This is a genomic window from Streptomyces sp. HUAS 15-9 (assembly GCF_025642155.1).
Taxonomy (GTDB): Bacteria; Actinomycetota; Actinomycetes; order Streptomycetales; family Streptomycetaceae; genus Streptomyces.
Map to the genome: position 1 here is coordinate 1,841,646 of NZ_CP106798.1, position 22,842 is coordinate 1,864,487.

The 22,842-nt window shown below is 70.7% G+C and carries 23 protein-coding genes; 14 read left to right on the top strand and 9 right to left on the bottom strand.

The annotated features are described in order from the left end of the window. The first annotated feature begins 53 nt into the window (after positions 1-53). Positions 54-1,451, top strand: a complete 1,398-nt coding sequence (locus N8I87_RS08395; RefSeq protein ID WP_263206944.1) for a GntT/GntP/DsdX family permease — start codon at positions 54-56, stop codon at positions 1,449-1,451. 136 nt (positions 1,452-1,587) lie between these two features. On the opposite strand, the gene N8I87_RS08400 is transcribed toward N8I87_RS08395, so the two are convergent. The 3 genes from N8I87_RS08400 to N8I87_RS08410 form a co-directional block, all read right to left on the bottom strand. Then, a complete protein-coding gene (locus tag N8I87_RS08400) occupies positions 1,588-2,214 on the bottom strand; it encodes a cytochrome b/b6 domain-containing protein (protein ID WP_263206946.1) in 627 nt (208 codons plus the stop codon). Further along, a complete protein-coding gene (locus tag N8I87_RS08405; RefSeq protein ID WP_263206948.1) occupies positions 2,198-2,956 on the bottom strand; it encodes a molybdopterin-dependent oxidoreductase in 759 nt (252 codons plus the stop codon). The genes N8I87_RS08400 and N8I87_RS08405 overlap by 17 nt, the downstream gene beginning before the upstream one ends. A 116-nt stretch (positions 2,957-3,072) precedes the next feature. After that, positions 3,073-4,101 (bottom strand): hypothetical protein, encoded by a 1,029-nt coding sequence (locus N8I87_RS08410; RefSeq protein ID WP_411577206.1) that lies wholly within the window; start codon positions 4,099-4,101, stop codon positions 3,073-3,075. Positions 4,102-4,451: 350 nt separating this feature from the next. Here N8I87_RS08410 and N8I87_RS08415 point away from each other — a divergent pair, with 350 nt between their 5' ends. The 4 genes from N8I87_RS08415 to N8I87_RS08430 all read left to right on the top strand — a co-directional run bounded on the left by N8I87_RS08415 (position 4,452) and on the right by N8I87_RS08430 (position 6,658). Continuing rightward, positions 4,452-5,345, top strand: coding sequence for a DMT family transporter (locus tag N8I87_RS08415; RefSeq protein WP_263206952.1), 894 nt, complete (start codon positions 4,452-4,454; stop codon positions 5,343-5,345). A gap of 74 nt (positions 5,346-5,419) precedes the next feature. After that, positions 5,420-5,947 carry an NUDIX hydrolase gene (locus N8I87_RS08420; RefSeq protein ID WP_263206953.1) on the top strand — a complete coding sequence of 176 codons (528 nt, stop codon included), beginning with the start codon at positions 5,420-5,422 and terminating at the stop codon, positions 5,945-5,947. A 10-nt stretch (positions 5,948-5,957) separates the two neighbouring features. After that, positions 5,958-6,350, top strand: a complete 393-nt coding sequence (locus tag N8I87_RS08425; protein WP_263206954.1) for a YidH family protein — start codon at positions 5,958-5,960, stop codon at positions 6,348-6,350. After that, positions 6,347-6,658 (top strand): DUF202 domain-containing protein, encoded by a 312-nt coding sequence (locus N8I87_RS08430; RefSeq protein ID WP_263206956.1) that lies wholly within the window; start codon positions 6,347-6,349, stop codon positions 6,656-6,658. The genes N8I87_RS08425 and N8I87_RS08430 overlap by 4 nt, the downstream gene beginning before the upstream one ends. Positions 6,659-6,690: 32 nt before the next feature. Here the strand turns inward: N8I87_RS08430 and N8I87_RS08435 are convergent, their stop codons facing one another. Next, a complete protein-coding gene (locus N8I87_RS08435; RefSeq protein ID WP_263206958.1) occupies positions 6,691-7,644 on the bottom strand; it encodes an NADP-dependent oxidoreductase in 954 nt (317 codons plus the stop codon). A 136-nt stretch (positions 7,645-7,780) separates the two neighbouring features. Here N8I87_RS08435 and N8I87_RS08440 point away from each other — a divergent pair, with 136 nt between their 5' ends. From N8I87_RS08440 to N8I87_RS08455, 4 genes are all read left to right on the top strand, one after another. After that, complete coding sequence (locus N8I87_RS08440; RefSeq protein ID WP_263206960.1) at positions 7,781-8,080, top strand: hypothetical protein; 300 nt, start codon at positions 7,781-7,783, stop codon at positions 8,078-8,080. Between the two features lie 157 nt (positions 8,081-8,237). Further along, positions 8,238-9,260 carry a phosphotransferase family protein gene (locus N8I87_RS08445; RefSeq protein WP_263206962.1) on the top strand — a complete coding sequence of 341 codons (1,023 nt, stop codon included), beginning with the start codon at positions 8,238-8,240 and terminating at the stop codon, positions 9,258-9,260. A 5-nt stretch (positions 9,261-9,265) separates the two neighbouring features. Beyond that, positions 9,266-10,477: an acyl-CoA dehydrogenase family protein gene (locus tag N8I87_RS08450; RefSeq protein WP_263206964.1), complete on the top strand. Its 1,212-nt coding sequence runs from the start codon at positions 9,266-9,268 to the stop codon at positions 10,475-10,477. Positions 10,478-10,592: 115 nt separating this feature from the next. Then, entirely contained in the window at positions 10,593-10,793 is a 201-nt protein-coding gene (locus N8I87_RS08455; RefSeq protein WP_263206966.1) for a hypothetical protein, read from the top strand. Between the two features lie 18 nt (positions 10,794-10,811). On the opposite strand, the gene N8I87_RS08460 is transcribed toward N8I87_RS08455, so the two are convergent. The 3 genes from N8I87_RS08460 to N8I87_RS08470 are packed head-to-tail and all read right to left on the bottom strand — an operon-like array spanning position 10,812 to position 13,861. Beyond that, a complete protein-coding gene (locus N8I87_RS08460) occupies positions 10,812-11,405 on the bottom strand; it encodes a TetR/AcrR family transcriptional regulator (RefSeq protein ID WP_263216355.1) in 594 nt (197 codons plus the stop codon). A gap of 27 nt (positions 11,406-11,432) precedes the next feature. Beyond that, positions 11,433-13,100: a class I adenylate-forming enzyme family protein gene (locus tag N8I87_RS08465; protein WP_263206967.1), complete on the bottom strand. Its 1,668-nt coding sequence runs from the start codon at positions 13,098-13,100 to the stop codon at positions 11,433-11,435. Next, on the bottom strand, positions 13,097-13,861 hold the full coding sequence (locus tag N8I87_RS08470; protein ID WP_263206969.1) for an SDR family oxidoreductase: 765 nt from the start codon (positions 13,859-13,861) through the stop codon (positions 13,097-13,099). Before N8I87_RS08470 ends, N8I87_RS08465 begins: the two co-directional genes overlap by 4 nt. 136 nt (positions 13,862-13,997) lie before the next feature. Here N8I87_RS08470 and N8I87_RS08475 point away from each other — a divergent pair, with 136 nt between their 5' ends. After that, the gene (locus N8I87_RS08475) at positions 13,998-15,233 is read left to right on the top strand and encodes an exo-beta-N-acetylmuramidase NamZ family protein (protein WP_263206971.1); all 1,236 of its coding nucleotides are present in this window, start codon (positions 13,998-14,000) and stop codon (positions 15,231-15,233) included. A gap of 81 nt (positions 15,234-15,314) precedes the next feature. After that, a complete protein-coding gene (locus N8I87_RS08480) occupies positions 15,315-16,640 on the top strand; it encodes a serine-threonine protein kinase (RefSeq protein ID WP_263206973.1) in 1,326 nt (441 codons plus the stop codon). A 97-nt stretch (positions 16,641-16,737) separates the two neighbouring features. Here the strand turns inward: N8I87_RS08480 and N8I87_RS08485 are convergent, their stop codons facing one another. Beyond that, positions 16,738-19,524 (bottom strand): penicillin acylase family protein, encoded by a 2,787-nt coding sequence (locus N8I87_RS08485; RefSeq protein ID WP_263206975.1) that lies wholly within the window; start codon positions 19,522-19,524, stop codon positions 16,738-16,740. A 259-nt stretch (positions 19,525-19,783) separates the two neighbouring features. On the opposite strand from N8I87_RS08485, the gene N8I87_RS08490 reads away from it, so the two are divergent. After that, positions 19,784-20,386: a hypothetical protein gene (locus N8I87_RS08490; RefSeq protein WP_263206976.1), complete on the top strand. Its 603-nt coding sequence runs from the start codon at positions 19,784-19,786 to the stop codon at positions 20,384-20,386. 210 nt (positions 20,387-20,596) lie between these two features. Beyond that, entirely contained in the window at positions 20,597-21,664 is a 1,068-nt protein-coding gene (locus tag N8I87_RS08495) for an RNA ligase (ATP) (protein ID WP_263206977.1), read from the top strand. Positions 21,665-21,806: 142 nt separating this feature from the next. Here the strand turns inward: N8I87_RS08495 and soxR are convergent, their stop codons facing one another. Further along, the gene (gene soxR, locus N8I87_RS08500) at positions 21,807-22,265 is read right to left on the bottom strand and encodes a redox-sensitive transcriptional activator SoxR (protein ID WP_263206979.1); all 459 of its coding nucleotides are present in this window, start codon (positions 22,263-22,265) and stop codon (positions 21,807-21,809) included. Positions 22,266-22,379: 114 nt separating this feature from the next. Here soxR and N8I87_RS08505 point away from each other — a divergent pair, with 114 nt between their 5' ends. Continuing rightward, the gene (locus tag N8I87_RS08505) at positions 22,380-22,841 is read left to right on the top strand and encodes a MaoC family dehydratase (RefSeq protein ID WP_263206980.1); all 462 of its coding nucleotides are present in this window, start codon (positions 22,380-22,382) and stop codon (positions 22,839-22,841) included. Position 22,842 lies beyond the last annotated feature (1 nt).

Sequence of the window (22,842 nt, forward strand, 5' to 3'; positions counted from 1 at the left end):
CCCCCACCGCAGCAACACCCTTCCCCAGTCCCCCGTATCCGCAAGGGAACCCCGTGACCAGACTCAGCGTCGAGATGCTGGCAGCGGACACCGTCGAGCCGATCACCTCGGCCGGCCATGCCCAGCTGGGCATCGCCGTGCTGGCCGGTATCGCCGTCATCGTCCTGCTCATCACCAAGTTCAAGCTCCATGCCTTCCTGGCGCTGACCATCGGGTCGCTCGCGCTGGGCGCGTTCGCCGGGGCGCCGCTCGACAAGGCGATCGTCAGTTTCACCACCGGGCTCGGCACCACGGTCGCCGGCGTCGGTGTGCTCATCGCGCTGGGCGCGATCCTCGGCAAACTGCTCGCCGACTCGGGCGGCGCGGACCAGATCGTCGACACGATCCTCGCCAGGGCGGGCGGCCGGGCGATGCCGTGGGCGATGGTGCTGATCGCCTCAGTGGTCGGTCTGCCGCTGTTCTTCGAGGTCGGCATCGTGCTGCTGATCCCGGTGGTCCTGATGGTCGCCAAGCGCGGCAACTACTCCCTTATGCGCATCGGCGTCCCGGCGCTCGCGGGCCTGTCCGTGATGCACGGTCTGGTGCCGCCGCACCCCGGGCCGCTGGTCGCGATCGACGCGGTCAAGGCCAACCTGGGTGTCACGCTCGCGCTCGGCGTCCTGGTCGCGATACCCACGGTGATCATCGCCGGTCCGCTGTTCTCCAAGGTCGCTGCCCGCTGGGTGGACGTGCCGGCTCCGGAGCGCATGATCCCGCAGCGCCCCTCCGAGGAACTGGAGAAGCGCCCCGGCTTCGGCGTCACCCTCGGCACGATCTTGCTGCCGGTCGTCCTGATGCTGGCCAAGGCACTGGTGGACATCGTCGTCGACGATCCGGCGCACCTGGTGCAGCGCGTCTTCGACGTCATCGGCTCTCCGCTGATCGCCCTGCTCACGGCGGTGATCGTCGGCATGTTCACGTTGGGCAGGCCGGCCGGCTTCAGCAAGGACCGGATCTCGCGGACGGTCGAGAAGGGTCTCGCTCCCATCGCGGGCATCCTGCTCATCGTCGGCGCGGGCGGCGGCTTCAAGCAGACGCTGATCGACAGCGGTGTCGGTCAGATGATCCTGGACATCTCCAGGGACTGGTCGATACCGGCCCTGCTGCTGGCCTGGCTGATCGCGGTGGCGATCCGGCTGGCGACGGGTTCGGCCACGGTGGCGACCGTCTCGGCGGCGGGCCTGGTGGCCCCGCTGGCCGCCGACATGTCGACGACCCACGCGGCCCTGCTGGTCCTGGCCATCGGCGCCGGATCGCTCTTCCTCAGCCATGTCAACGACGCCGGATTCTGGCTGGTGAAGGAGTACTTCGGCCTCAGCGTCGGCCAGAACCTGAAGACCTGGTCGGTCATGGAGTGCATCATCTCGGTGGTCGCGGGCGGCCTGGTCCTCCTGCTGTCCCTGGTGATCTAGCGGCGGTACGCAATGCCACGGGCGGCGGTCGGGTCATCGACCGCCGCCCGCGGCGCTGGGCCGGAGGCCGGGCGGGGTGGGGCGGGTGATCGTGGCCTGTCTCATGGACAGCACTGCGGTACGGCAACGACCGCCTTCAGGGTCGCCACAGCGGATGCTCCCGTTTCGCCCACTCCCGGCTCACCTTGCCGGTGCGCAGACCTCGGCGGGCCTCCGGATCGGTCAGGGCCATGCCGATGTGGCCCGCGAGGACGACGCCGATGGTGAGGGCCAGCCAGTCGTGGACGAAGGTCGCCGAGGTGCGCCAGATCAGCGGGGTGAGATGGGTGAACCACATCATCACGCCCGTGGCGAGCATCACCACCGTGGCGCCGGCGATCCACGCGGCGTAGACCTTCTGCCCGGCGTTGAACTTGCCTGCCGGGCGGGAGGAGGGCCGTTTGTCGCGGACCAGGGCCGCCCGCAGCCAGAGCCGGTCGTGCGGGCCGAACCGGTTGAGGAAGCCCAGGTCGGTGCGGAAGGCACGGGAGGCCAGGCCGAGCAGGACCGGTACGGGCAGGGCCAGGCCCGCGCACTCGTGGATGCGGACGACCAGTTCGCGGCGGCCGACCAGGATGGCGAGCTGCGGGATGTAGAGGCAGGCCGCGGTCAGTACGACGATGCCCATCAGGGCGGCCGTGGTGCGGTGGATCCAGCGCTCGGCCGGAGTGAAGCGGCGGACGCGGGAGTCCGGCGGGGCCGGGGTCTCAGCTCGTAGGCTCATCGGTCCGTCCGTTCGAGCGGCCCACCCAGGCGTCGACGTCGTAGCCGAGTCTCTCCCAGTAGCCCGTCTGGACATGGTCCGTGACGGTGATGCCGGAAAGCCACTTGGCGGACTTGTAGAAGTACATGGGGGCCACGTAGAGGCGGACGGGTCCGCCGTGGTCGTGGCCGATGTCCTTGTCCTGCATGCGCAGGGCGACCAGGACATCGGCGCGGCGGGCCTGCTCCAGGGTGAGGCTCTCGCTGTAGACGCCGTCGAAGCAGGTGAAGCGGATCGCCCTGGCGCTGCCGCGCACGCCCGCCGCGTCCAGCAGGTCCGAGAGCCGTACACCCTCGAAGGGGGTGCCCGGGACCCGCCAGCCGGTGACGCACTGGACGTCCTTGACCAGCCGGGTCTGGGGCAGGGCGCGCAGGTCGGCGAGGGTGTAGGCGCGGGGACGGTCCACGAGTCCGTCGACCGTGAGCCGGTAGTTCCCGGGGTCCTTGTGCGGCACGGACGCGGCGACGGAGTAGTAGCGGAACCCGCCGCCGTTCGGCAGCAGGCCCGTCAGACCCGTCGGGTCCTTGCCGGACACGGTGCCGAGAAATGCCTCCATGCCGCGCTGCAGGGTGGGGGCGGTGACGACGCCGAGTGCGCCCAGGCCGATGGTGCCGAGCAGCACACGGCGGCCTATCGGCCGGCCCTCTTCGGACGCCCGCCGCTCCGGTCGCCGCGGCCGCTCCTCGGGTTGTTCGGTGTTCACGTATTCATTCGAGCACTGCGGACCCCGGCGGGACCAGGGAACGCGGGCACAGGTCAGACTTCCGTAATCACTTCTTACGAATCACTTCTTACGCGGGTCTCTGACGCACGCGCGTCTCAGAAATCCAGGTGTATGTCCCGGAAGGCGCCCTGCCGGGGGATGGCGTCCTGGACCGGGCCGAGCACACGCGCCCGCGCCGCGCGGAACGCGGCGCACGGGTCCCGGTCCGGATACGACCAGGGCGCGGGCGTGGCGTTCTGGCCGATGCGCCGGAACAGCGCGGCGGCCTCGGCGCACCGGCCCGCGCAGGACGTGGCGTGGGCGAGGAAATTCAGGTCGACATGGCGGCGCGGGTGGTCGTCGTGCTCCCACTCCAGCCACCACTGGAAGGCGGCCCGCAGCGCGCGCCGGGCCCGTGGCCCCGACCAGTGCGCCGAGGCGGCCGGGTCGGCGGGCGCCCGTCCGGCCGCGGCCAGCGCCCGGTAGCGCTCGGTGTGCGCGACGACCGGCAGGACGGCGAGCGGGCAGTCGGCGGGGGCCCGCTCGGCCGCGCGGTCGGCGAACTCGTACACCTCGTGCCGTGGGTCCGGGCCGTCCTCCGTTTTCCGCTCGGCGAGGCGGGCGGCCATCAGATGATGGGCGTGGTGGTGGTCGGGGTGGCGGCGGCACACCTCGGCGAAGATCCGGTCCGCCTCCTTCCCGGCGCCCTCCAGCCGGAGCAGGCCGAGCCATGGGGTCGGGTCGGCGGGTGCGAGCGCGGCCGCGGCACGGCAGGCCTCGCGGGCCGCGGCGGGGTCCTCCTTGCGGCACCGGGCGCGCCGCACCAGGCTCAGGGCGAGCAGTACGGAGGCGTCGGCGGAGCCGGGCTCGGCGAGCAGCCAGTCGCGGGCCCAGGCGGCGGCGTAGGGCTCCCGGGCGAGGACGGTGATCCGGTGTCCGCGGCGGTCCCAGTCGTCGCCCGTGTGCAGCAGCAACGAGCGGGCCGCCTGCCGACGGCCCTGGGCCAGGGCGGTGCGCGCGGCGAGCAGTTCGGCGTCGCCGAGGGCGCCGTCGAAGGCCTGGGCCGCGTGTTCGCGGCCGGGACCGAGCAGAGGCGGGTGTGGGAGTGGGGGCACCGCAGGACTTCCTGGTTCTCGGACTGCCATCGACCGATCACGCACAGCAAACCCTCAGCCAACACTTTGCGTCAAGCCGAACCGGGCTATTACTGCCTTCAACTACCTTTGCTGAAGCGGGACTTGAGGCGGTCACGGCCGCCTGTGAACGCTGCGCCTCAGGTCACCCGTGTGGCGTACGCCATAGCGTCGCCCCTCCGGGCATCGGACCATGGCCGTACGGTCCCGCCGCCGCAGGTGATCCCGCCTTGATCGACTGGGCATCGTGACCGATTCAACCGCCCGGTTCCGGGCACTCCCAGGGGCAACGGCGTCCCGGGAGCGCTACAGTCGGCCACTGACGCACACCGTGGCCCGGCCGGATGATCGAGGTACGCAGCGTGTCGGTTCTGGTTCTGATTCTCGCCGTGAGCGCGGCCTGTTGCCTGGGCTTCGGGTTCGTGCTCCAGCAGAACGCCGCCCAGCAGGCACCGCTCAGCGACTTCCTCTCTCCCCGTCTGCTGCTCGACCTGATGAAGGTGCCGCGCTGGCTGGGCGGCATCGGGCTGATGGTGGCCGGCATGATCCTGGGCGCGGTCGCCCTCGGCAAGGGTGAGATCTCACTGGTGGAGCCGCTGCTGGCGACCAACCTCCTGTTCGCCTTCGCCCTGTCCCGGCACCAGACCAAGCACAAGCTGAGCCACCAGGGCGCGACGGGCCTCGCGCTGCTCGCCGGCGGCGTGACGATGTTCATCGTCGCGGGGCAGCCGCGCAGCGGCACCGCCGAGGACAGCCCGTTCCGCCACTGGCTGATCATCGGCATCACGCTGGGCTCGGCACTCGTCCTGACCACCTACGCCAAGCGGTCCCGGCTGACCTGGGCCCCGGTGCTGCTGGCCCTCGCGGCCGGCCTGCTGTACGGCGTGCAGGACGCGCTGACCCGGGTGAGCGGGCAGCGCTTCTCCGCGGGCGGCCTCGCCGACGTGCTCACCGGCTGGCAGCCGTACGGCGTGCTCGTGCTCGGTGTCACCGGGCTGATCCTGGTGCAGAGCGCGTTCGAGACGGCACCGCTGCGCATGTCGCTGCCCGCCCTGACCGCCGCCCAGCCGCTTGCCGGGATCCTGTGCGGAGTGGGCTTCCTCGGCGACCGGCTGCGCACCGACACCGGGGCGCTGGCCTGGGAGGCGGCGGGCCTCGCGGCCGTGGTCGTGGGCATCGTCCTGCTCGGACTGCACCCGGCGATGCCGCGCGGCACGGCGGAGGAGAGCACGGCCCGGGATCTGCAGCCGCACTGACCCCCGCCGCCCGGCCCGGCCGGGTCTCGGGTCGCGGGCCCTGATTGGATGGGCCCATGAGCTTGGACGGGCCCATGAGCGCCGCTGACGAGATCCTCGACATCGTCGACGAGAACGACCAGGTCATCGGGCAGTACTCGCGCGGTGAGGCGTACGCCCGCAATCTGCGCCACCGGTGCGTCTTCATCCAGGCCCGCGACCGTGAGGGCCGGATCTTCGTGCACCGCCGCACGCCGACCAAGCTGGTCTTCCCCTCGCTGTACGACATGTTCGTCGGCGGAGTCGTCGGCGCGGGCGAGTCCTACGACGACGCGGCCCTGCGCGAGGCCGAGGAGGAACTGGGGGTGTCCGGCCTCCCCCGCCCGGCTTTCCTCTTCAAGTTCCTGTACGCCGACGAGACGGGCCGGACCTGGTGGTCCGCGGTGTACGAGGTGCGCTGCGACCTCCCGGTACGGCCGCAGGTGGAGGAGGTCGCCTGGCACGACTTCCTCACCGAGGAAGAGGTGGAACGGCGCCTCGGGGAGTGGGAGTGGGTGCCGGACGGGGTGGCGGCCCATGAGCGGCTCAAGGCGTACCGGACGGCCGGGGACACGGCTCGATAGGGTCCTGGCCGTGATCGAATTCGTGCGGAACGTCCGCCTGTGGTTCGCGCCGGACCTGGTCCGGGAAGAGGGCAGCACCCCGGACTACCGGTTCTCCCTGGCCAACGAGCGCACCTTCCTGGCCTGGCTGCGGACCGCGCTCGCGCTGATCGGCGGCGGGTTCGCCGTGGACCAGTTCCTGCCGGACCTGCGCTGGGGCTGGCGCGTCGGGCTGGCGCTCGCGCTGCTGGGGGCCGGGGTGCTGTGCTCGCTGCGCGCGGTCAACCACTGGGTGCGCTGCGAGCGTGCCATGCGCAGGGGCGAGGATCTGCCGGTGTCGCGCTTCCCGGCGCTGCTGAGCCTGGTCATCGCGGTGGTGGCGGTGGCGATGGTCGTCGTCGTGCTCGTCGGGTGGGAGGGGTGAGTACCGAGCGGGACCCGGGGCTGCAGCCGGAGCGGACCAGGCTCGCCTGGCGCCGTACGACGCTGTCGTACGCCGTCGCCGCCGTGCTCGCCCTCAGGAACGCCGTGCACGGCGGGGTGACGGCCACCGCGCTCGTCGTGTGCGCCCTGTGCGGCGCCCTCTGGCTGGGATTCGTGTGGGCCGCCCATCGCCGTATCCGCGCCCTCGCGGCTTCCGGTCGTCCCGCGGCCCTGACGCCTCGGGAGGCCACGGTGGCGGTGCTCTGCATCGTGGCGACGGCGGCGTGCGCGGCGGTGCTCGTCTTCTAGCCGGCTTCCCTCACGCCTCTACGCCCCCTCCCTCACGGCTCCGCGTCCGTCTCCTCCTCCCAGTCCACCGTCACCACGATCTTGCCGCGGGTCCGGCCCTCCTGGTTCATGCGGTGGGCGTCCGCCGCCCGCTCCAGCGGGAGCGTCTCGGACACATGCACGCTCACCGCCCCCTGTTCGACCAGCTCGGACAGTTTGCGCAGGTCCGCCGCGTCGGGGCGCACGAAGTGGTAGCGGCCGCCGTAGCTCAGCACCTCGGGGTCGGCGATCGACACCAGTCGGCCCTCGGGCGCGAGCAGGTTGGCCGAGATCCGCAGCGTGTCGCCGCCGATGGTGTCGAACGCCGCGTCCACTCCCTCGGGCGCCAACCCCCGCACCCGCTCGGCCAGACCACCGCCGTACACGACCGGTTCGCCGCCCAGGCCGCGCACGAAGTCATGGTTGTGCTCGCTCGCCGTACCGATGACCCGGGCGCCGAGGTGGGCCGCGATCTGGACGGCGATCGAGCCGACCCCGCCCGCGGCCGCATGCACCAGGACGGTCTCGCCCCGCTTGACCTCCAGGACCTTGACGAGCGACTGGTAGGCGGTGAGCCCGGCCAGCGGCAGTCCGGCGGCCTCCTCGAAGGAGACGTTGCGCGGCTTGCGGGCGAGGGTGCGCACCGGTGCGGCGACGTACTCGGCGAAGGTGCCGCGGGAGAGGAAGTCCTCCCGGACGTAGCCGACGACCTCGTCGCCGACGGTGAACTCCGTGACGGCGACGCCGGGCTGTACGACGACCCCGGAGACGTCCCACCCGGGGATCACCGGGAAGACGGTGTCCAGGACGCCGTCCAGGTGGCCCTCGCGGCACTTCCAGTCGACGGGGTTGACGGCCGCCGCGCGCACCTTCACCAGCACCGAGTCGGGGCCGACCTTGGGGTCGCGCACCTCGCCGTACTCCAGCACCTCGGGTCCGCCGTAGCGGCTGTAACTGATGCCCTTCATGGCACCGACCCTCTGGGGTAGTCGGGCGCCACGCAACCGGGATGCCCCGATATGTGCCGTTCGCGTGGCAGCCTGTCCGACGTCATCACCTCATACCACCGACGCCATCACCCCGTACCACCGAAGGTGAGCATCCATGACCACCCTTCACCAGGAACACACCGCCCACGGCACCCACGTCCACGGCGCGGGCTGCGGACACACCGCCGTTCCGCACGGCGACCACGTCGACTACGCGCACGACGGGCATCTGCACCGCGAGCACGACGCGCACTGGGACGAGTGCGAGCCCACCGAGCACATCACGCACGAAGATCACGACCACCAGCACGGCGCGGGCTGCGGACACGGGCGCGTGCGCCACGGCGACCACGTCGACTATCTGCACGACGGCCACCGGCACGCCGAGCACGACGGCCACTGGGACGACCACTGACAGGCCGGAATCAGACGGTCGGCGGCTCCCACGCGCCCTGCGCCGGGAGCCGTCCGCCTATCGTGGCACCGATCACTTTTGGCTTCCCCACTGGACGGCATACCGACCGGTCGGCATCATGAGTCGCGTCTTGTAAATCCGTTCGTAGGAGCGACGTATGAGCCCCGACCATCCGCCCGGACTCGACCTGGACCGGCTGCGCGGCCTGCTCGACCGTGAACGGCCCGGTCTGGTGGACGGCCCCCTGACCGGCCGGCTGATCGAGGGCGGACGGTCGAACCTCACCTACGCGCTGTCCGACGGCACGTCGAAGTGGGTCGTACGGCGTCCCCCGCTCGGCCATGTCCTGGCCACCGCGCACGACATGAAGCGCGAGCACCGGGTGATCAGCGCGCTGCACCCGACGAATGTGCCCGTGCCGCGTCCGGTGCTGCTGTGCGAGGACGAGGAGGTGCTCGGGGCGCCCTTCTACGTCATGGAGTTCGTCGAGGGCACGCCGTACCGCACCGCCGACCAGCTCGCGCCGCTGGGTCCCGAGCGCACCCGCAACGCGGTGCTCTCCCTGGTCGACACCCTGGTCGAGCTGCACGCGGTGGACCCCGCCGAGGTGGGCCTGGCGGACTTCGGCCGTCCCGAGGGCTTCCTGGACCGCCAGCTGCGCCGCTGGGGCAAGCAGCTGGACGCCTCCCGCAACCGCGACCTGGCCGGCATCGACGAGCTGCACGCGGCGCTCGGCCGGCAGCTGCCGCACTCCCCCGCGCCCGCCGTGGTGCACGGCGACTACCGGCTCGACAACGTGCTCATCGGGTCCGACGACAAGATCAAGGCAATCCTCGACTGGGAGATGTCGACCCTCGGTGACCCGCTCACCGACCTGGGCCTGCTGGTGATGTACAGCATGCCGCTGAGCATGCCCGACTCGCCCGTCTCCACCACCGCCGAGGCCGCCGGGCACCCCGCTCCGGCCGAGCTGATCGAGCGCTACGCCACGCGCTCCGGGCGGGACGTCTCCGCCGTCTCCTGGTACACGGCCTTCGCCTGGTTCAAGCTCGCAGTGATCCTGGAGGGCATCCACTACCGCTACACGCTGGGCCAGACGGTCGGGCGCGGCTTCGACCGCATCGGCGACCTCGTGCCCGTCTTCATCCACCACGGACTGACCACTCTTCAGGAAGGCTGACCGGCATGGACTTCGCGTTCGACGCACGCACCGAGGAGCTGCGCGGCAAGCTGCTCGCCTTCATGGACGAGTACGTCTACCCGGCGGAGGCGGTGGCGGAGGAGCAGCGCGCGCGGCTGGCCTCGCCCTGGGACACGCCCGCCGTGGTGGAGGAGCTGAAGGCGGAGGCGCGCAGGCAGGGCCTGTGGAACCTCTTCCTGCCGGACGAGCACGGCGCCGGGCTCACCAACCTCCAGTACGCCCCGCTGGCCGAGATCACCGGCCGCTCGCCGCACCTGGCGCCCACCGCCACCAACTGCGCCGCGCCCGACACCGGCAACATGGAGGTGCTCGCGCAGTTCGGCGACGAGCAGCAGAAGAAGCAGTGGCTGGAGCCGCTGCTGGCGGGTGAGATCCGCTCGGCGTTCGCGATGACCGAGCCGGAGGTGGCCTCCTCGGACGCCACCAACATCACCACGCTCATCGAGCGGGACGGCGACGAGTACGTCATCACCGGGCGCAAGTGGTACATCTCCGGGGCGATGAACCCGGACTGCAAGATCCTCATCGTGATGGGCAAGACCGACCCCGACGGGCCGGACATCCGCCGTCAGCAGTCCATGATCCTGGTCCCGACCGACACGCCGGGTGTCACCATCGAGCGGGCGATGCAGGTCTTCGGCTACGAGGACCACTCGCACGGCGGCCACGCCGAGGTCTTCTTCGATCACGCGCGCGTGCCGGTGTCCAACCTGATCGGCGAGGAGGGCAGCGGCTTCGCGATCGCCCAGGCGCGCCTGGGTCCGGGCCGTATCCACCACTGCATGCGGCTGATCGGCATGGCCGAGCGGGCGATCGAGCTGATGTGCCGCCGGGCCGTGTCCCGCACCGCCTTCGGCAAGGCGCTGGCCCAGCAGGGCGTGGTCCACAACTGGATCGCGGACGCCCGGGTCGCGGTCGAACAGCTGCGGCTGCTCGTCCTGAAGACGGCCTGGCTGATGGACACGGTCGGCAACAGGGGCGCCCACACGGAGATCCAGGCCATCAAGATCGCCACGCCGCGTGCGGTCGTCGACATCATCGACCGCGCGATCCAGCTGCACGGCGCGGGCGGCGTCAGCCAGGACTTCCCGCTGGCCGAGCTGTACGCGGCGGCCCGCACCCTGATGATCGCCGACGGCCCGGACGAGGTCCACCAGCGCTCACTGGCCAGGCGCGAGCTGAAGAAGTACCTGTAGGACACGGTGCGAGGGGCGCCCGCCACGCGCGGACGCCCCTTGCTGTCGGCCCTTCGGCGAGGGTCGTCCGCCTCTGGCCGAGGCAGGATGTGCGCGTGCTTTTCCCTCGCCTCGCGTGGAGCGACCCACGGCCTGCCGGACACACGAGCTGCCGTACCCGCACCAGGCATGCGGCGGGGGCCCGCGTCTCGTCGCGCTGGACAGCGGCCACGGGCTGGAGAACATGTGGCCCCAGCCCCTCATGCTGATGCTCCCCGAGGGCTTCACTCCCCCGCTGACGGACGCCCAGCTCGCCTGGGCCCGTGCGGAGGAGTGAACGGCCTGGGTGAACGGCTTACGGCCGCAGCGCGCGCAGCAGGAGGTCCGCCAGGTGGTCGGCGACCTCCTGGGGGCTCAGGGGGCCGCCCGGGCGGTACCAGGTCGACAGGTGGTGGACCGAGCCGAAGTGGTAGTCGACGACGAGGTCGGCCGGGGTCGCCGTGGAGAAGACGCCCTCCTTCTGGCCCTCCTCGATGAGCGCACGGAAGCGTTCGTGGTAGCGCCGGCGCTCGGCGCGCACCTGCTTGTTCTTCTCGGGGCTCAGATGGTGCATCGAGCGGAAGAAGATCATCGCGTCGTCGAGGTTCTCGATCGTCGTGACGACCACGTCCGCCGCGGCGGCCCGCAGCCGCTTCTCCACCGGCTCGTCCGCGCCCGCGAAGGCGTCGAGCCGCTCCTGCTGGACGCGCAGCACGCGCGCGTACACCTCGTGCAGCAGGTCGTCCTTGGACCCGAAGTAGTGGTACAGCGCCCCCTTGGTGACGCCCGCCGCCTCGACGATCTCCTGCACCGAGGTGCGGTCGTATCCCTGCTCGGCGAAGAGCCGGGTGGCGGCGGCAAGGAGCCGCTGCGGAACAGGAGCCCCGTCCCCGTCCGTCGTCCTGGGCACTGCCGCCACCTGCCTTTCCTTCATGCCTCACCGGCTCTCGTGCGCTCGGGAACGAAGTTCCCGACGGAGGATCTTCCCACTCGCGGTCTTGGGCAAGTCGGGCAGTATCTCCACCTGGCGCGGGTATTTGTAGGCCGCCAGTCTCTCCTTGCAGTAGACGGCAAGTGCGTCGGGGTCGGTTTCGGCACCCGGACGAAGGCTGATGTAGGCCTTGACAGTCTCCCCACGGTATCCGTCCGGCACCCCGACGACGGCCGCCTCGCGCACCGCCGGGTGCGTGTAGAGCACGTCCTCGACCTCGCGCGGCCACACCTTGAAGCCGGACGCGTTGATCATGTCCTTCTTGCGGTCGACGACGTACACCCAGCCCTGTTCGTCCATGAACCCGATGTCGCCGGTGCGCAGCTCGCCGTCCGGGAAGGTCTCGGCGGTCTCCTCGGGGCGCCGCCAGTAGCCGGGCACGACCTGGGGGCCGCGTACGACGATCTCGCCCTGTTCGCCGAAGGGGACCTCGGCGCCCTGGTCGTCGAGGATGCGGACGACCGAGTCCGGGCCGGGCACGCCCACGGCCAGGGTCCCGGAGACCGGGTCCACGGGCGCCTCCAGGCCCGGCGGCACGGAGGCGCAGGGCCCGCTGCACTCGGTGAGCCCGTAGCCGGTGCGGATGTAGGGGCCGAAGCCGGCGCGGAACTTCTCGACCAGGGCGGGCGGCACCGGGGCGCCGCCCGAGGAGAGGTTCACGAAGGAGGCGAAGTGCTCCGGGGTGCTGTCCGGGTGGGCGGCGAGCGCCATGTAGGCGGTGGACGGGCCGACCGTGTAGTGCGGGCGGTGCTCGGCGAACATCTCCAGGACCAGGCCGGGCTCGAAGCGGTAGGCGAGCACCAGAGTGCCCGCGCTGTTGAGGCAGGCGCCGAACTGGCAGACCATCCCGGTGATGTGGAACAGGGGCGCGAGGGCGTAGTAGACCGGCGCCTCGGGCAGGGCCAGGCCGGTGCGCTGCCGCTCGGCGCTGAACATGATGTTGCCGTGCGTGTTGGTGGCGCCCTTGGGGGTACCGCTGGTGCCCGAGGTGTAGCTGATCAGGGCGATGTCGGCGGGGCCGGGGTCGCCTCCCTCGGGTGCCGTGCCGCCCTGCCGGGCGACGGTGACGAGGTCGTCGGCGTCGGCGGCCGCGGGCAGCCGCTCGAAGGTCAGCACGCGCGCGTCGTCGCGGGTCTGGAAGTCCAGCTCGCAGGCGGTGAGCACGATCCGCACCGGCGACGCGGCGGCCGTCTCGCGCAGATACGACTCCCAGGCCCGGTCGGTGCAGATCAGCGCGGCCACCTCGCCGTCCCGCAGGACGTGGGCGACCTCCGCCGACTTGTACATCGGGTTGACCGGGACGACGGTGGCTCCGGCCTTCCAGGCGCCCAGGACGGCGAGCACGAAGTGCGGGGTGTTCTGCAGCAGGACGGCGACCCGGTCGCCGCGCTCCAGGCCGCGGGCGGCGAGATGGCCGGCAACCGAGTCGCTCAGCTCGTCGACCTCGCGGTAGCTGAGACGGCCGTCGAAGTAGGCCAGGAAGGCACGGTCCGGGGCCTCGGCGACCGCGCGGCGCAGCGCGTGCACGAGGGAGTCGGCCGGGGCGACGGGGGCGCGCTGGACCTCGTTGAGAAGGCTCAGCCAGGGCTTGGCCGCATAGCGGGATCCGGTCACCTGGTCGCCTCCCACTTCTGCTGGATGTGGTTCATGTTCGTCAGCCAGTGGTCGGGGTCGGTGGCCCGCGCCTGGTAGTACCCGGCGACCTCCGGGTGCGGCAGGATCAGGAAACGGTCGTCCTCGATGCCCTTGAAGAGGGCGTCCGCGACGGCCTCCGGCTCGATCGCGGTCGGCTGGAGGACCAGGTCGCCCGCACTGCCGGAGGCGGTGAGCATATCGGTGCGGACGCCCTGCGGGCAGATCGCGTGGACCTTGAGGCCGCGGTGGCGGTACGTCAGCGACAGCCACTCGGCGAAGGAGTAGGCGCCGTGCTTGGTGACGCTGTAGGGGGCGGCGCCGATCATGGTGAGCAGGCCGGCGGCGGAGACGGTGGAGACGAAGCGGCCGCTGCCGCGCTCCAGCCAGGCCGGGAGCAGCTCGTGGGCGGCACGTACATGGGCCATGACGTTGACGTCCCAGGCCTGTGCCCAGACCGTCTCCCCGGCCGCCTCGGAGCCGCCGGAGGCGAGGCCCGCGTTGGCGCAGTAGATGTCGACCGTGCCGCCGAGTGCCTCACGGGCCGCTCCGATGATCGCGGAGGCGTCGCCGGGGACCGCGATCGCGCCAATCTCGTCGGCGACGGCCCCGGCCTTGGCCGCGTCCAGGTCGTTGACGACGACCCGGGCGCCCTCGGCGGCGAACCGGCGGGCCAGCGCGGCCCCGATGCCTCCGCCCGCTCCGGTGACGACCACTCCCGCGTCCTGCACGGCTTCCACCATCGGTCTCCTTCGAAGCGACGCGACTCGGCTCTGACGCGCCAGACTAACCAGTCGGTATGTGTAAGGGGAAGGGTGACTGGAACACCTTCAGGGACCGCTGACGGCCCGTACCCGCCCCCACTTACGGAGGTCAACCATGCGCCTGTCAAGACGAGGTCTCCTGGCATCGGCGACGGCGGTGGCCGTACCGCCCGCGCCGACGCCGGCCGGGGCCGAGCGCCACGGGCGGCTGCGCACCGGCTTCGAACGCCTCGCCGCCGACGGATACGCCCTGTTGGAGGGAGAGCGCGTCGGTATCGTCACCAACCCGACCGGTGTCACCAAGGACGTACGCCACATCGTGGATGTGATGCATGCCGACCCGGGCGTGCGGCTGACCGCCGTCTTCGGCCCCGAGCACGGTTTTCGCGGTACCGCGCAGGCGGGCGGCTCGGAGGGGCGCTACGACGACCCGGCGACCGGGCTGCCGGTCTACGACACCTACCTCAAGAGCGGCAGGCCGCTGGCGGACGTCTTCACCGCCTCCGGCGTCGACACGGTCGTCTTCGACATCCAGGACGTCGGGGCGCGCTTCTACACCTACATCTGGACCCTGTACGACTGCATGGAGGCGGCGCAGCTCGCGGGCAAGCGGTTCGTGGTGCTCGACCGGCCGAACCCGGTGACCGGACGGTCCGCCCAAGGACCGGTGCTGCACAAGGAGTTGGCGAGCTTCGTCGGGCGGGAGCCGATCTCACAGGCGCACGGGATGACGGTCGCCGAGCTGGCGCGGCTGTTCAACGGGGAGTTCCTGAGCGCGCCGGTCGCGCTGGAGACCGTACTGATGACGGGCTGGAAGCGGTCGGACTTCCACGATGCCTCCGGGCTGCCCTGGGTGCCGCCGAGCCCCAACATGCCGACGCCCGACACCGCCCTCGTCTACTCGGGGACGTGTCTTTTCGAGGGGACCAACCTCTCCGAGGGGCGGGGCTCGACGCGGCCCTTCGAACTGCTGGGAGCGGAGGGCATCGACGGGCGCTGGGCGGCCGCGGCGAACGAACTCGGGCTGCCGGGCGTGCGGTTCAGGGAGGCGTACTTCGCGCCCACCTTCTCCAAGTTCCAGGGCAAGACGATCGGGGGCGTGCAGATCCATGTGCACGACCGGGACGCGTACGAGCCGGTGCGTACCGGGATCGCGCTCCTGGTGAGTGCCAAGAAGGTCTGGAACGGCTTCGGTTGGCGGTCCGACAACTGGATCGACAAGCTCACGGGGTCCACCCGGGTGCGCACCGCGATCGACGCGGGTGCGGGCACGGACGAGGTGGTCGCCGGCTGGCAGGACGAACTGGCGGCGTTCCGGCGGATTCGAAAAGAATATCTGCTCTACAGGTGAGCCGCGACGTATGGCCAATCTTGCCCCCCGGCGGGACGATGCGCGCACATCGCACCACTTCGGGGGACGAGGGAGCCTGGCATGGCGGATCCTGGGATGAGCGTGACTCCCTACTGGGAGCTGACCTTCGACGCGGACGGAGACGTGGACGGCCGGGAACGGGACCGGCTGCTGGCCGAGGTCCCGGGCCGGGCCGTCCGTGACCTGATCGTCTTCGCGCACGGCTGGAACAACGACCGGTCGGGCGCGACGGCTCTGTACCGGCAGTTCTTCGCGCCCGTCCCGAAGCTGGCATCGAAGGCGAAACTCGGCTACGTAGGTGTGATCTGGCCGTCGATGCGGTTCTGTGACGAGCCGATCCCCAACTTCCCCAAGTCCGTGGTGGCCACGGAGGCCGAGGCGGCGCCGCGCCCAGCGCTGGACAAGGACACCAGGCACGCGCTCCTGGAGACGTTTCCCGGCCGGGCGACGGTGGTCGACCAGATCGCCCGGATGCTGGACCAGCAGCCCGGCGACCAGTCCGAACTGGAGGAGTTCGGACGGCTGGTACGGCTGCTGGTCGAGGTGGTGCCGGGCGGGCCGCAGCCGCTGTTCGCGGCGGACACCCTCGCGGAGGGCGTGCCGCAGAGCGAGCCCGTGCTGTTCACCGGGGACACGGCGACGCTCTGCGATGACTTCACCGAGGCGCTGGCGCATCTCCGCTCCGGCGGGGCCACGGCGGAGTTCTCGCTGCCCAACCCCTGGAACGGGGCGCGGGAGCTGCTCCGCCAGGCGACCTACTACGCGATGAAGCGGCGGGCCGGCACCGTCGGGGAACGTGGACTCGGGCGGGTGATCGGCCAGTTGACCGCCGCGGCCCCCAATGTGCGGGTGCATCTGGTGGGGCACAGCTTCGGCGGACGGCTCGTGTCGTTCGCGCTGCGCGGGCTGCCCGAGGGTGTGCACACGGTGAAGTCCGTGACGTTGCTCCAAGGGGCCTTCTCGCACTACGCGTTCGCGGCCCGGCTGCCGCACGACCCGCGCGCGGGCGGGGTGCTGCAGGGCCAGCAGAACCGGATCGACGGTCCCCTGGTGTGCTGCTACTCCCACTTCGACTCGGCGCTGGGCACCATCTACCCGCTGGCATCACGGATGGCGGACGACGACGAATCCTTCGCGGGCTTCGACCTCGGCCGGTCCCTGGGCCCCAAGTGGGGGGCGATGGGCCACGACGGAGTACAGGCGGTCCCGGGCACCCACGCCCTGGACCTCACCACGGCCCTGCGCGCACCGCTGCCCTCATCGGGCTGCGTGAACATCGACGCGGCAGCGGTCGTCAAGCGCGGCGGCCCACCGGCCGGCGCACACAGCGACATCGTGCACACGGAACTGGCGAGGGTGGTACTGGCGGCGGGCCGCATCACCTGACCTGGCGCCGGACGGGCATCACCGGTCGTTCCTGGCCGTGCCTGGTCGGAGACCGGTGCGCGGCGGGCCGTGTCGCCTGGCCCGCCGCCGTGCGGTGTTACCGATGTGAGGTGTACTCCACGACCTGCTGGAAGGTCGGGCGGTTCTGCCAGCTGATCTTGCCGTGTTTGATGCCGCCCAGGGTGCGCTGGACGATCGAGTCGGCGCACCACTGGTCGCCCGCCGAGCACTGGTCGTCGCCGGGGTAGACCTGGGCCGCGGTCAGGCCGGCCGCCGTCTTGAGCGTGTTGATCAGGGTGTCCCGGCAGGAGCTCAAGTCCCCCGCGCCGCAGTACTTCTGCGCGAGCCCGCCCTGCACGGACTCACCGAGCACCGCCCGGATGTCCTTGTCGACATAGCTCCACCAGCCGTACTGGAAGGAGCTGCCGGCGTGCGAGCCGGTCGGGCCGTGTCCGGCCGACGGGGCCTCGTCGATCGGCAGGTTGCTGGAGAAGGCGGTGTACAGGTCGCTGCCCAGGCCGGGTTCGAACTCGGCCTTCACCAGCAGTGGCCACCACGCGTCCAGGATCCGGATCGCGTCCGCGTTGGCGTAGGTCTTCGAACCGGCCGAGGTCTCCGTGCGCTTGGCGCCCGCCGAAACCCACGCCTGCAGCTTGCTCACCGCCGCAGCGGCCGTGGAGTCGGTCACCGGCGAGCTGTTGACGACCTTCAGCAGCTTCGGCAGCACGTCCTCGGCCCGCAGGTCCGCCAGCGCCGCGTCCGCCATCGCCTTCACCAAGGACGTCCGCGTCACCCCGCCGGCCGCGACCAGCTTCTTCACCCGGTCCTCCAGCAGGTTGCCGCGGTGCACCGACCCGTTGCCCCAGGGCGCGGTCGTGTAGTCCTTGGCCTGCTTGTTGTTCCAGGAGACGTAGTAGTCCTGGTCGACAGAGTTGGGGTGCGCGGAGGCCGGGGTGTAGTCGGCCGTGTTGGTGGCCGGGTTCCAGTTCTTCCACTCGTAGGCCGCCTGCCCCCACACCGGGAACTCGGCGTCGACACCGCTCGCCCGCACCGGGTTGTCACCGCTGTTGTAGTACGCGGTGTGCTGGGAGTCGGCGTAGAACCAGTTGAAGGTGTAGTTGATGTGCTGGGCCGCGCTCTGGAAGTCCTTCGGGCCCTTGACGTAGTCGGGGTCGTTCAGCATCTGGAAGCCGATGATCGAGTCGGCCTCGTGCAGATAGGAGGAGCGCAGGGTGGTGTAGGCGACCTTTTTGCCGCCGGCTGTGGCGCGGTACTCGACCGGGCCGTATTTCGTCCGCCACACCCGCATCGTGTACGACCCCGCCGCGGTCCCGTCGGCGGTCGTCGGCTTCCACGCGTTCTTCTGCTCGACCTTGTCCATGGCCGTGCAGGTGCCGTGGTACAGGTAGTGGTAGTCGTCCTGGCACAGCTCGACGGCGTAGCTGTCGATGATGTCCTGGCCGGAGGTCGTCGCGCTCCAGGAGTAGTCCTGGCCCCGGCCGAGTTCGACGTACATGCTCAGCCCCGCGAAGGAGGCGCCGCGGGCGCTGATGCCCGGGCCCTGGATCTCCTGCAGCATGAGCAGCTGCGGGGCGAAGTAGCCGGTCTGCGGTCCGAAGACGGCGACCGGGTGGCCGCTCGCGGTGTACTTGCCGCTCACCACGAGGGCGTTGGACATACCGCGCTTGGCGGAGCTCAGGGTCGTGGCCGCCGCCGTGGCCGAGGCGCTGGTCGCGCTCGTCGTGCCCGCGCTGCCCGTACGGTCGTAGACCAGCGGTTCCTGGGTCACCGAACCCGCGTCGGGCAGGGCCTCGCCCTGGGGGCTGTCCGGCTTGGTCGCATACGGGAAGCTCTCGCCGTTGTGGACGGTCAGGACGGCCTCGGGGTCATTGCGCTCGCGGAAGGACTCCCAGACCTTGGTGCCCTCCGCCACGCCGTACTTGGACTGCGCGGCGATGAGAGAGATCGCGTTGTTGACCTCACCGCCCCCGCCGGAGCCGAAGAGCGAGCCGATGACCGAGCCCAGCGCCACCAGGTCGGTGATCTTGAAGTGGTCTATGGTGCCGGCGTTGGTGATCGAGTCCTTGTGCCCGGTCAGGACGTATTCGCCGGGAAAGTAACGACCGCTGTCGGAGGCGTCGATGTAGGCGTTGATGCCTGCGAGATAGGCGTTGGCGTCTGCGAGGGCCTGCTGACCGCGGGCGCCGTTGCCCGCGACAGCGTTGTCGATCTGGGCCTGCAGGTCGGCTTCGGTGTAGGGGGCGTTGCGGTAGAACTCCTGCTCAAGTCCCTGGTTGGCGGGCGCGCCGCCGGCGAACGTGGTCAGCTGGCCGCGCCCGACGTGCCGGAAGACGTCCATCAGCCACAGCCGGTCCTCGGCGGCGGCATACCCGGCGCCGAACTCCGTGCCGTATCTGGTGGTGCCGGTGATGTGCGGCACACCGGTCTTCTTGTCGCGGACGATCGTCACGTCGCCGCGGCCCGCCGGCTTCTCGGTGGAGGCGACCTGGTCGGAAGCGACCCCGAACGACGCGTCGTCGAAGAACGTGTTGATCTTCGCGTCGGTGATCCCGGAGTAGCCCGTGGCCAGGTCGGCATAGGGGCCGAGCTGGTCCTCGGCATGGTCGGGCTGGGTGCCGAAGATCTGGTTGAGGAGGATCTGGGCGAGGGTCGCGTTGCCGTTCTCGCCGGGCGGCAGGATGTCCGAGCACTGGCCGCCGCAGTAGTCATTGAAGGCCGTGGCCGCGGTGGCGGTCGCCTGGGTCAGCGGGGAGAGCAGACCCGCGATGAGCACGCATACGGATGCCGTTTTCAGGAACCCGGTGAGCTTGTGGGGAGTTCTCAGTCTGGTGAACAACGCGTTGCGTGGGGTGCGCCGTGCCATGGCAGCTCCTGGGGAACGGGTGTTGGCGGGACGTTACCGCCGGTATCCCCGAGATTGAAGATGAACATGCGTCACTTTTGGGAGTCACCCGAGGCGTTGGCCCCGGCGGGTCAACCCGGGCCACCTTATGGACGGCATCGGAAATCGAATGGAGCCGAATCGTGTGTCGATACGTCTATTCGGCGACGTCGAGCGAAGTCCCTACGACGACGCCGAAGTGACCGACGAACAGGTGCAGGTGTGACGGAGGTGCAGGGCGATGGCCGGTTTCCGGAGTCTGGCGAGACAGGTGCGAGATCCGCGGTGCGACCTGGCGCTGCGGCGCTACTCACTGCGCAAGTGCCTGGAGCGGTTCGCTCCTTACGGACACAGGGCGACCTGGGACCATCTGTGCTCGCGGGCCGGGTTCGGTCCCGAGGACCGGTCCCCCGATCCGGCGCGTCTCGTGGGCGCGCTGGATGAACTGGAGGAGGCGCGGGCGGTCTGGCTCGCCTATGAGGTCGAGTTCGCCGAGCGCCGCAAGAAGGAGAAGCACGGCGGGTTGCGCCGACCGGGCAGCGTGGACGACTGGCACCGGCTGACCTGGGGCGGCTTCGGTGTCGCCTGGTGCGACGACCCGCGTGTCCACCCCCATGAACCACTGGCAGAGGTGCTGCGACGGCTGATCGCCGCCCTGGAACGCGAACCGGGCTCGTCCTGCCCGGTGTGCGACGGGGAGCGCCTCATCTGGAAGTACGACCTGGACCACGAACCCTCGGCGGGTCCGGTCTGCGCGGACTGCGGGATTCTGGTACCCCGGCCCGTACTCACCCCCGAGGCGCTGGCCTACGCCAGGCGCGGCAGGCTGCTCGTGTCGGCCTGAGGCATGCCGGGGGTGCGCCGGGGATGCCGCACCCCCTACCGGAACCGGCTGCACCGACGCCCAGTTGGTGACGGACCTCTGGTCCAGTACCGGTCGTCGGCCGAGCGGCGCGACTCTAGCAGCGGATAAACCGGTCGCTCCATGCGTTTCCCGTCCGGACAGTGGGAGGCGATGAAACACGCCTGAGGAACCACGTCCGAGGAGTCCGACATGTCGACGCTACGCGTCACCGCCGAAGTGCTGACCGTCCACGAGCATCCCAACGCCGATGCGCTCGAACTGGCCCAGGTGGGCCTGTACCGAGCGGTCGTCGCCAAGGGCGCGTATCGCACCGGTGAGGCCGCCGTCTACGTCCCCGAGCAGTCGGTGCTCCCGGCCGGGCTGATCGAGGAACTGGGGCTGACCGGACGGCTGGCGGGCGGCAACGCGGACCGGGTCAAGGCGGTGCGGCTGCGCGGGGAGCTGTCGCAGGGCATCGTGTGCCGGCCGAAGGCGCTCGCGGACGTCGACCTGGCGCGGGCCGCGGCCGACGGGACCGACTTCGCGGAGGCGCTCGGCATCACCAAGTGGGTGCCGCCGATCCCGCCGACCATGAACGGCGATGTCGAGTCCGCGGCGGATCTGCTGCCCTGGGTCGACATCGAGAACATCCAGCGCTATCCCGGGATATTCACCGCGGGCGAGGATGTGGTCCTGACCGAGAAGCTGCACGGTTCGGCGTGCCTGCTGACATATGTCGCCGACGAGGACCAGGTGTTCGTGTCCTCCAAGGGCTTCGGCGCCAAGTCCCTTGCCCTGAAGGAGGATCCGCGGAACCTGTACTGGCGGGCGATCCGGGGTCACGGGGTCGCCGAGGCGGCCGCGCGGCTCGCGGAGCGCCTCGGGGCGCGGCGCGTCGGCGTCTTCGGGGAGGTGTACGGGGCGGGGGTGCAGGACCTGACGTACGGGGCCGACGGGCGCCGGGAGACGCTCGGGTACGCGGTGTTCGACGTGTCCGCGGAGATCGACGGTGCCGTGCGGTGGCTGGACGCGGCGGAGCTGCTGAAGGGGGAACTGCCGCTGGTGCCACGGCTGTACGAGGGGCCGTACGACATCGATCGGGTGCTGGAGTTCGCCGGTGGACGGGAGACCGTCTCCGGGCGTGGGCTGCACCTGCGGGAGGGCGTGGTCGTACGGCCCGCCGTCGAGCGGTACAGCCCCGTGACCGGGGGCCGGGCGATCGCGAAGGCGGTCAGTCCGGCCTATCTGACGCGGAAGGGCGGGACCGAGTACGAGTGAGTTGCACTGCGCTGTGGCTGGCGGAGGTGGGTGCGCTCGCCCGCGCTTGCGGGGTGCCGCTGCGCCCACCCGTGCCGCCTGGGGGTCCCCCCTGCTCGAAGAGCTTGGGGGAGGCACGACTGCCCGCAGCTACGCATGCGGCTCAGCGGCGTTCCAGCAGCAGGCGTGAGCCCGGTCCGCGTTCGCCGAACGCGTCGTCGGGGTTGGACAGGACGCAGGTGTCCAGGGACAGGCAGCCGCAGCCGATGCAGTCGGTGAGGTGGTCGCGGAGACGATTCAGCTGCTTGATGCGCTCGTCGAGCTCGGAGCGCCACGCCTCCGAGAGGCGGGCCCAGTCCTCACGGGTGGGAGTGCGTTCCTCGGGGAGCTCGGCGAGGGCCTCGCGGATCGTGGCGAGGGGGATGCCGACCCGCTGCGCGGCCCGGACGAAGGCGACGCGGCGCAGGGTGTCACGGGTGTAGCGGCGCTGGTTGCCGGGGGTGCGCCGGCTGCTGATCAGACCCTTGGACTCGTAGAAGTGCAGGGCGGAGACGGCGGCGCCGCTGCGCGCGGACAACTGGCCGACGGTCAGCTCGTGGATCTTCTCGGGGATCTGGGGCACCTATCAGAGCCTACCGACCGATCATCCGCGCCGTCCGTTGACATCGGTTCCGCCGCCGACCATGCTAAGCAGTTGCTTAGGGATTGTGATTCCGCGACGCGAGAGGCCGGGAACATGGCAGAACCGAGGATCTTCACCTCCCCCGACGAGCTGAAGGCGGCCGTGGGCGAGCAGCTGGGGTACACCGACTGGCTGGAAGTCGACCAGAAGCGGATCGATCTCTTCGCGGAGGCCACCGGCGACCACCAGTGGATCCACGTCGATCCGGAGAAGGCGGCCGCGGGACCGTTCGGGACGACCATCGCGCACGGCTATCTGACCCTGTCGCTGCTGCCGCTGTTCGGACCGCAGCTGATCTCGGTCGAGGGCGTGAAGATGGGCGTGAACTACGGGACGAACAAGGTCCGCTTCCCCTCGCCCGTCCCGGTCGGCTCCCGGCTGCGCGCCACCGCGAAGATCACCGGCGTCGAGGACGTCACCGGCGGCGTCCAGGTGTCGATCGCCTTCAGCGTGGAACGCGAGGGCGGGGACAAGCCGGTCTGTGTCGCGGAGTCGGTCTCCCGGTACTACGTCTGAC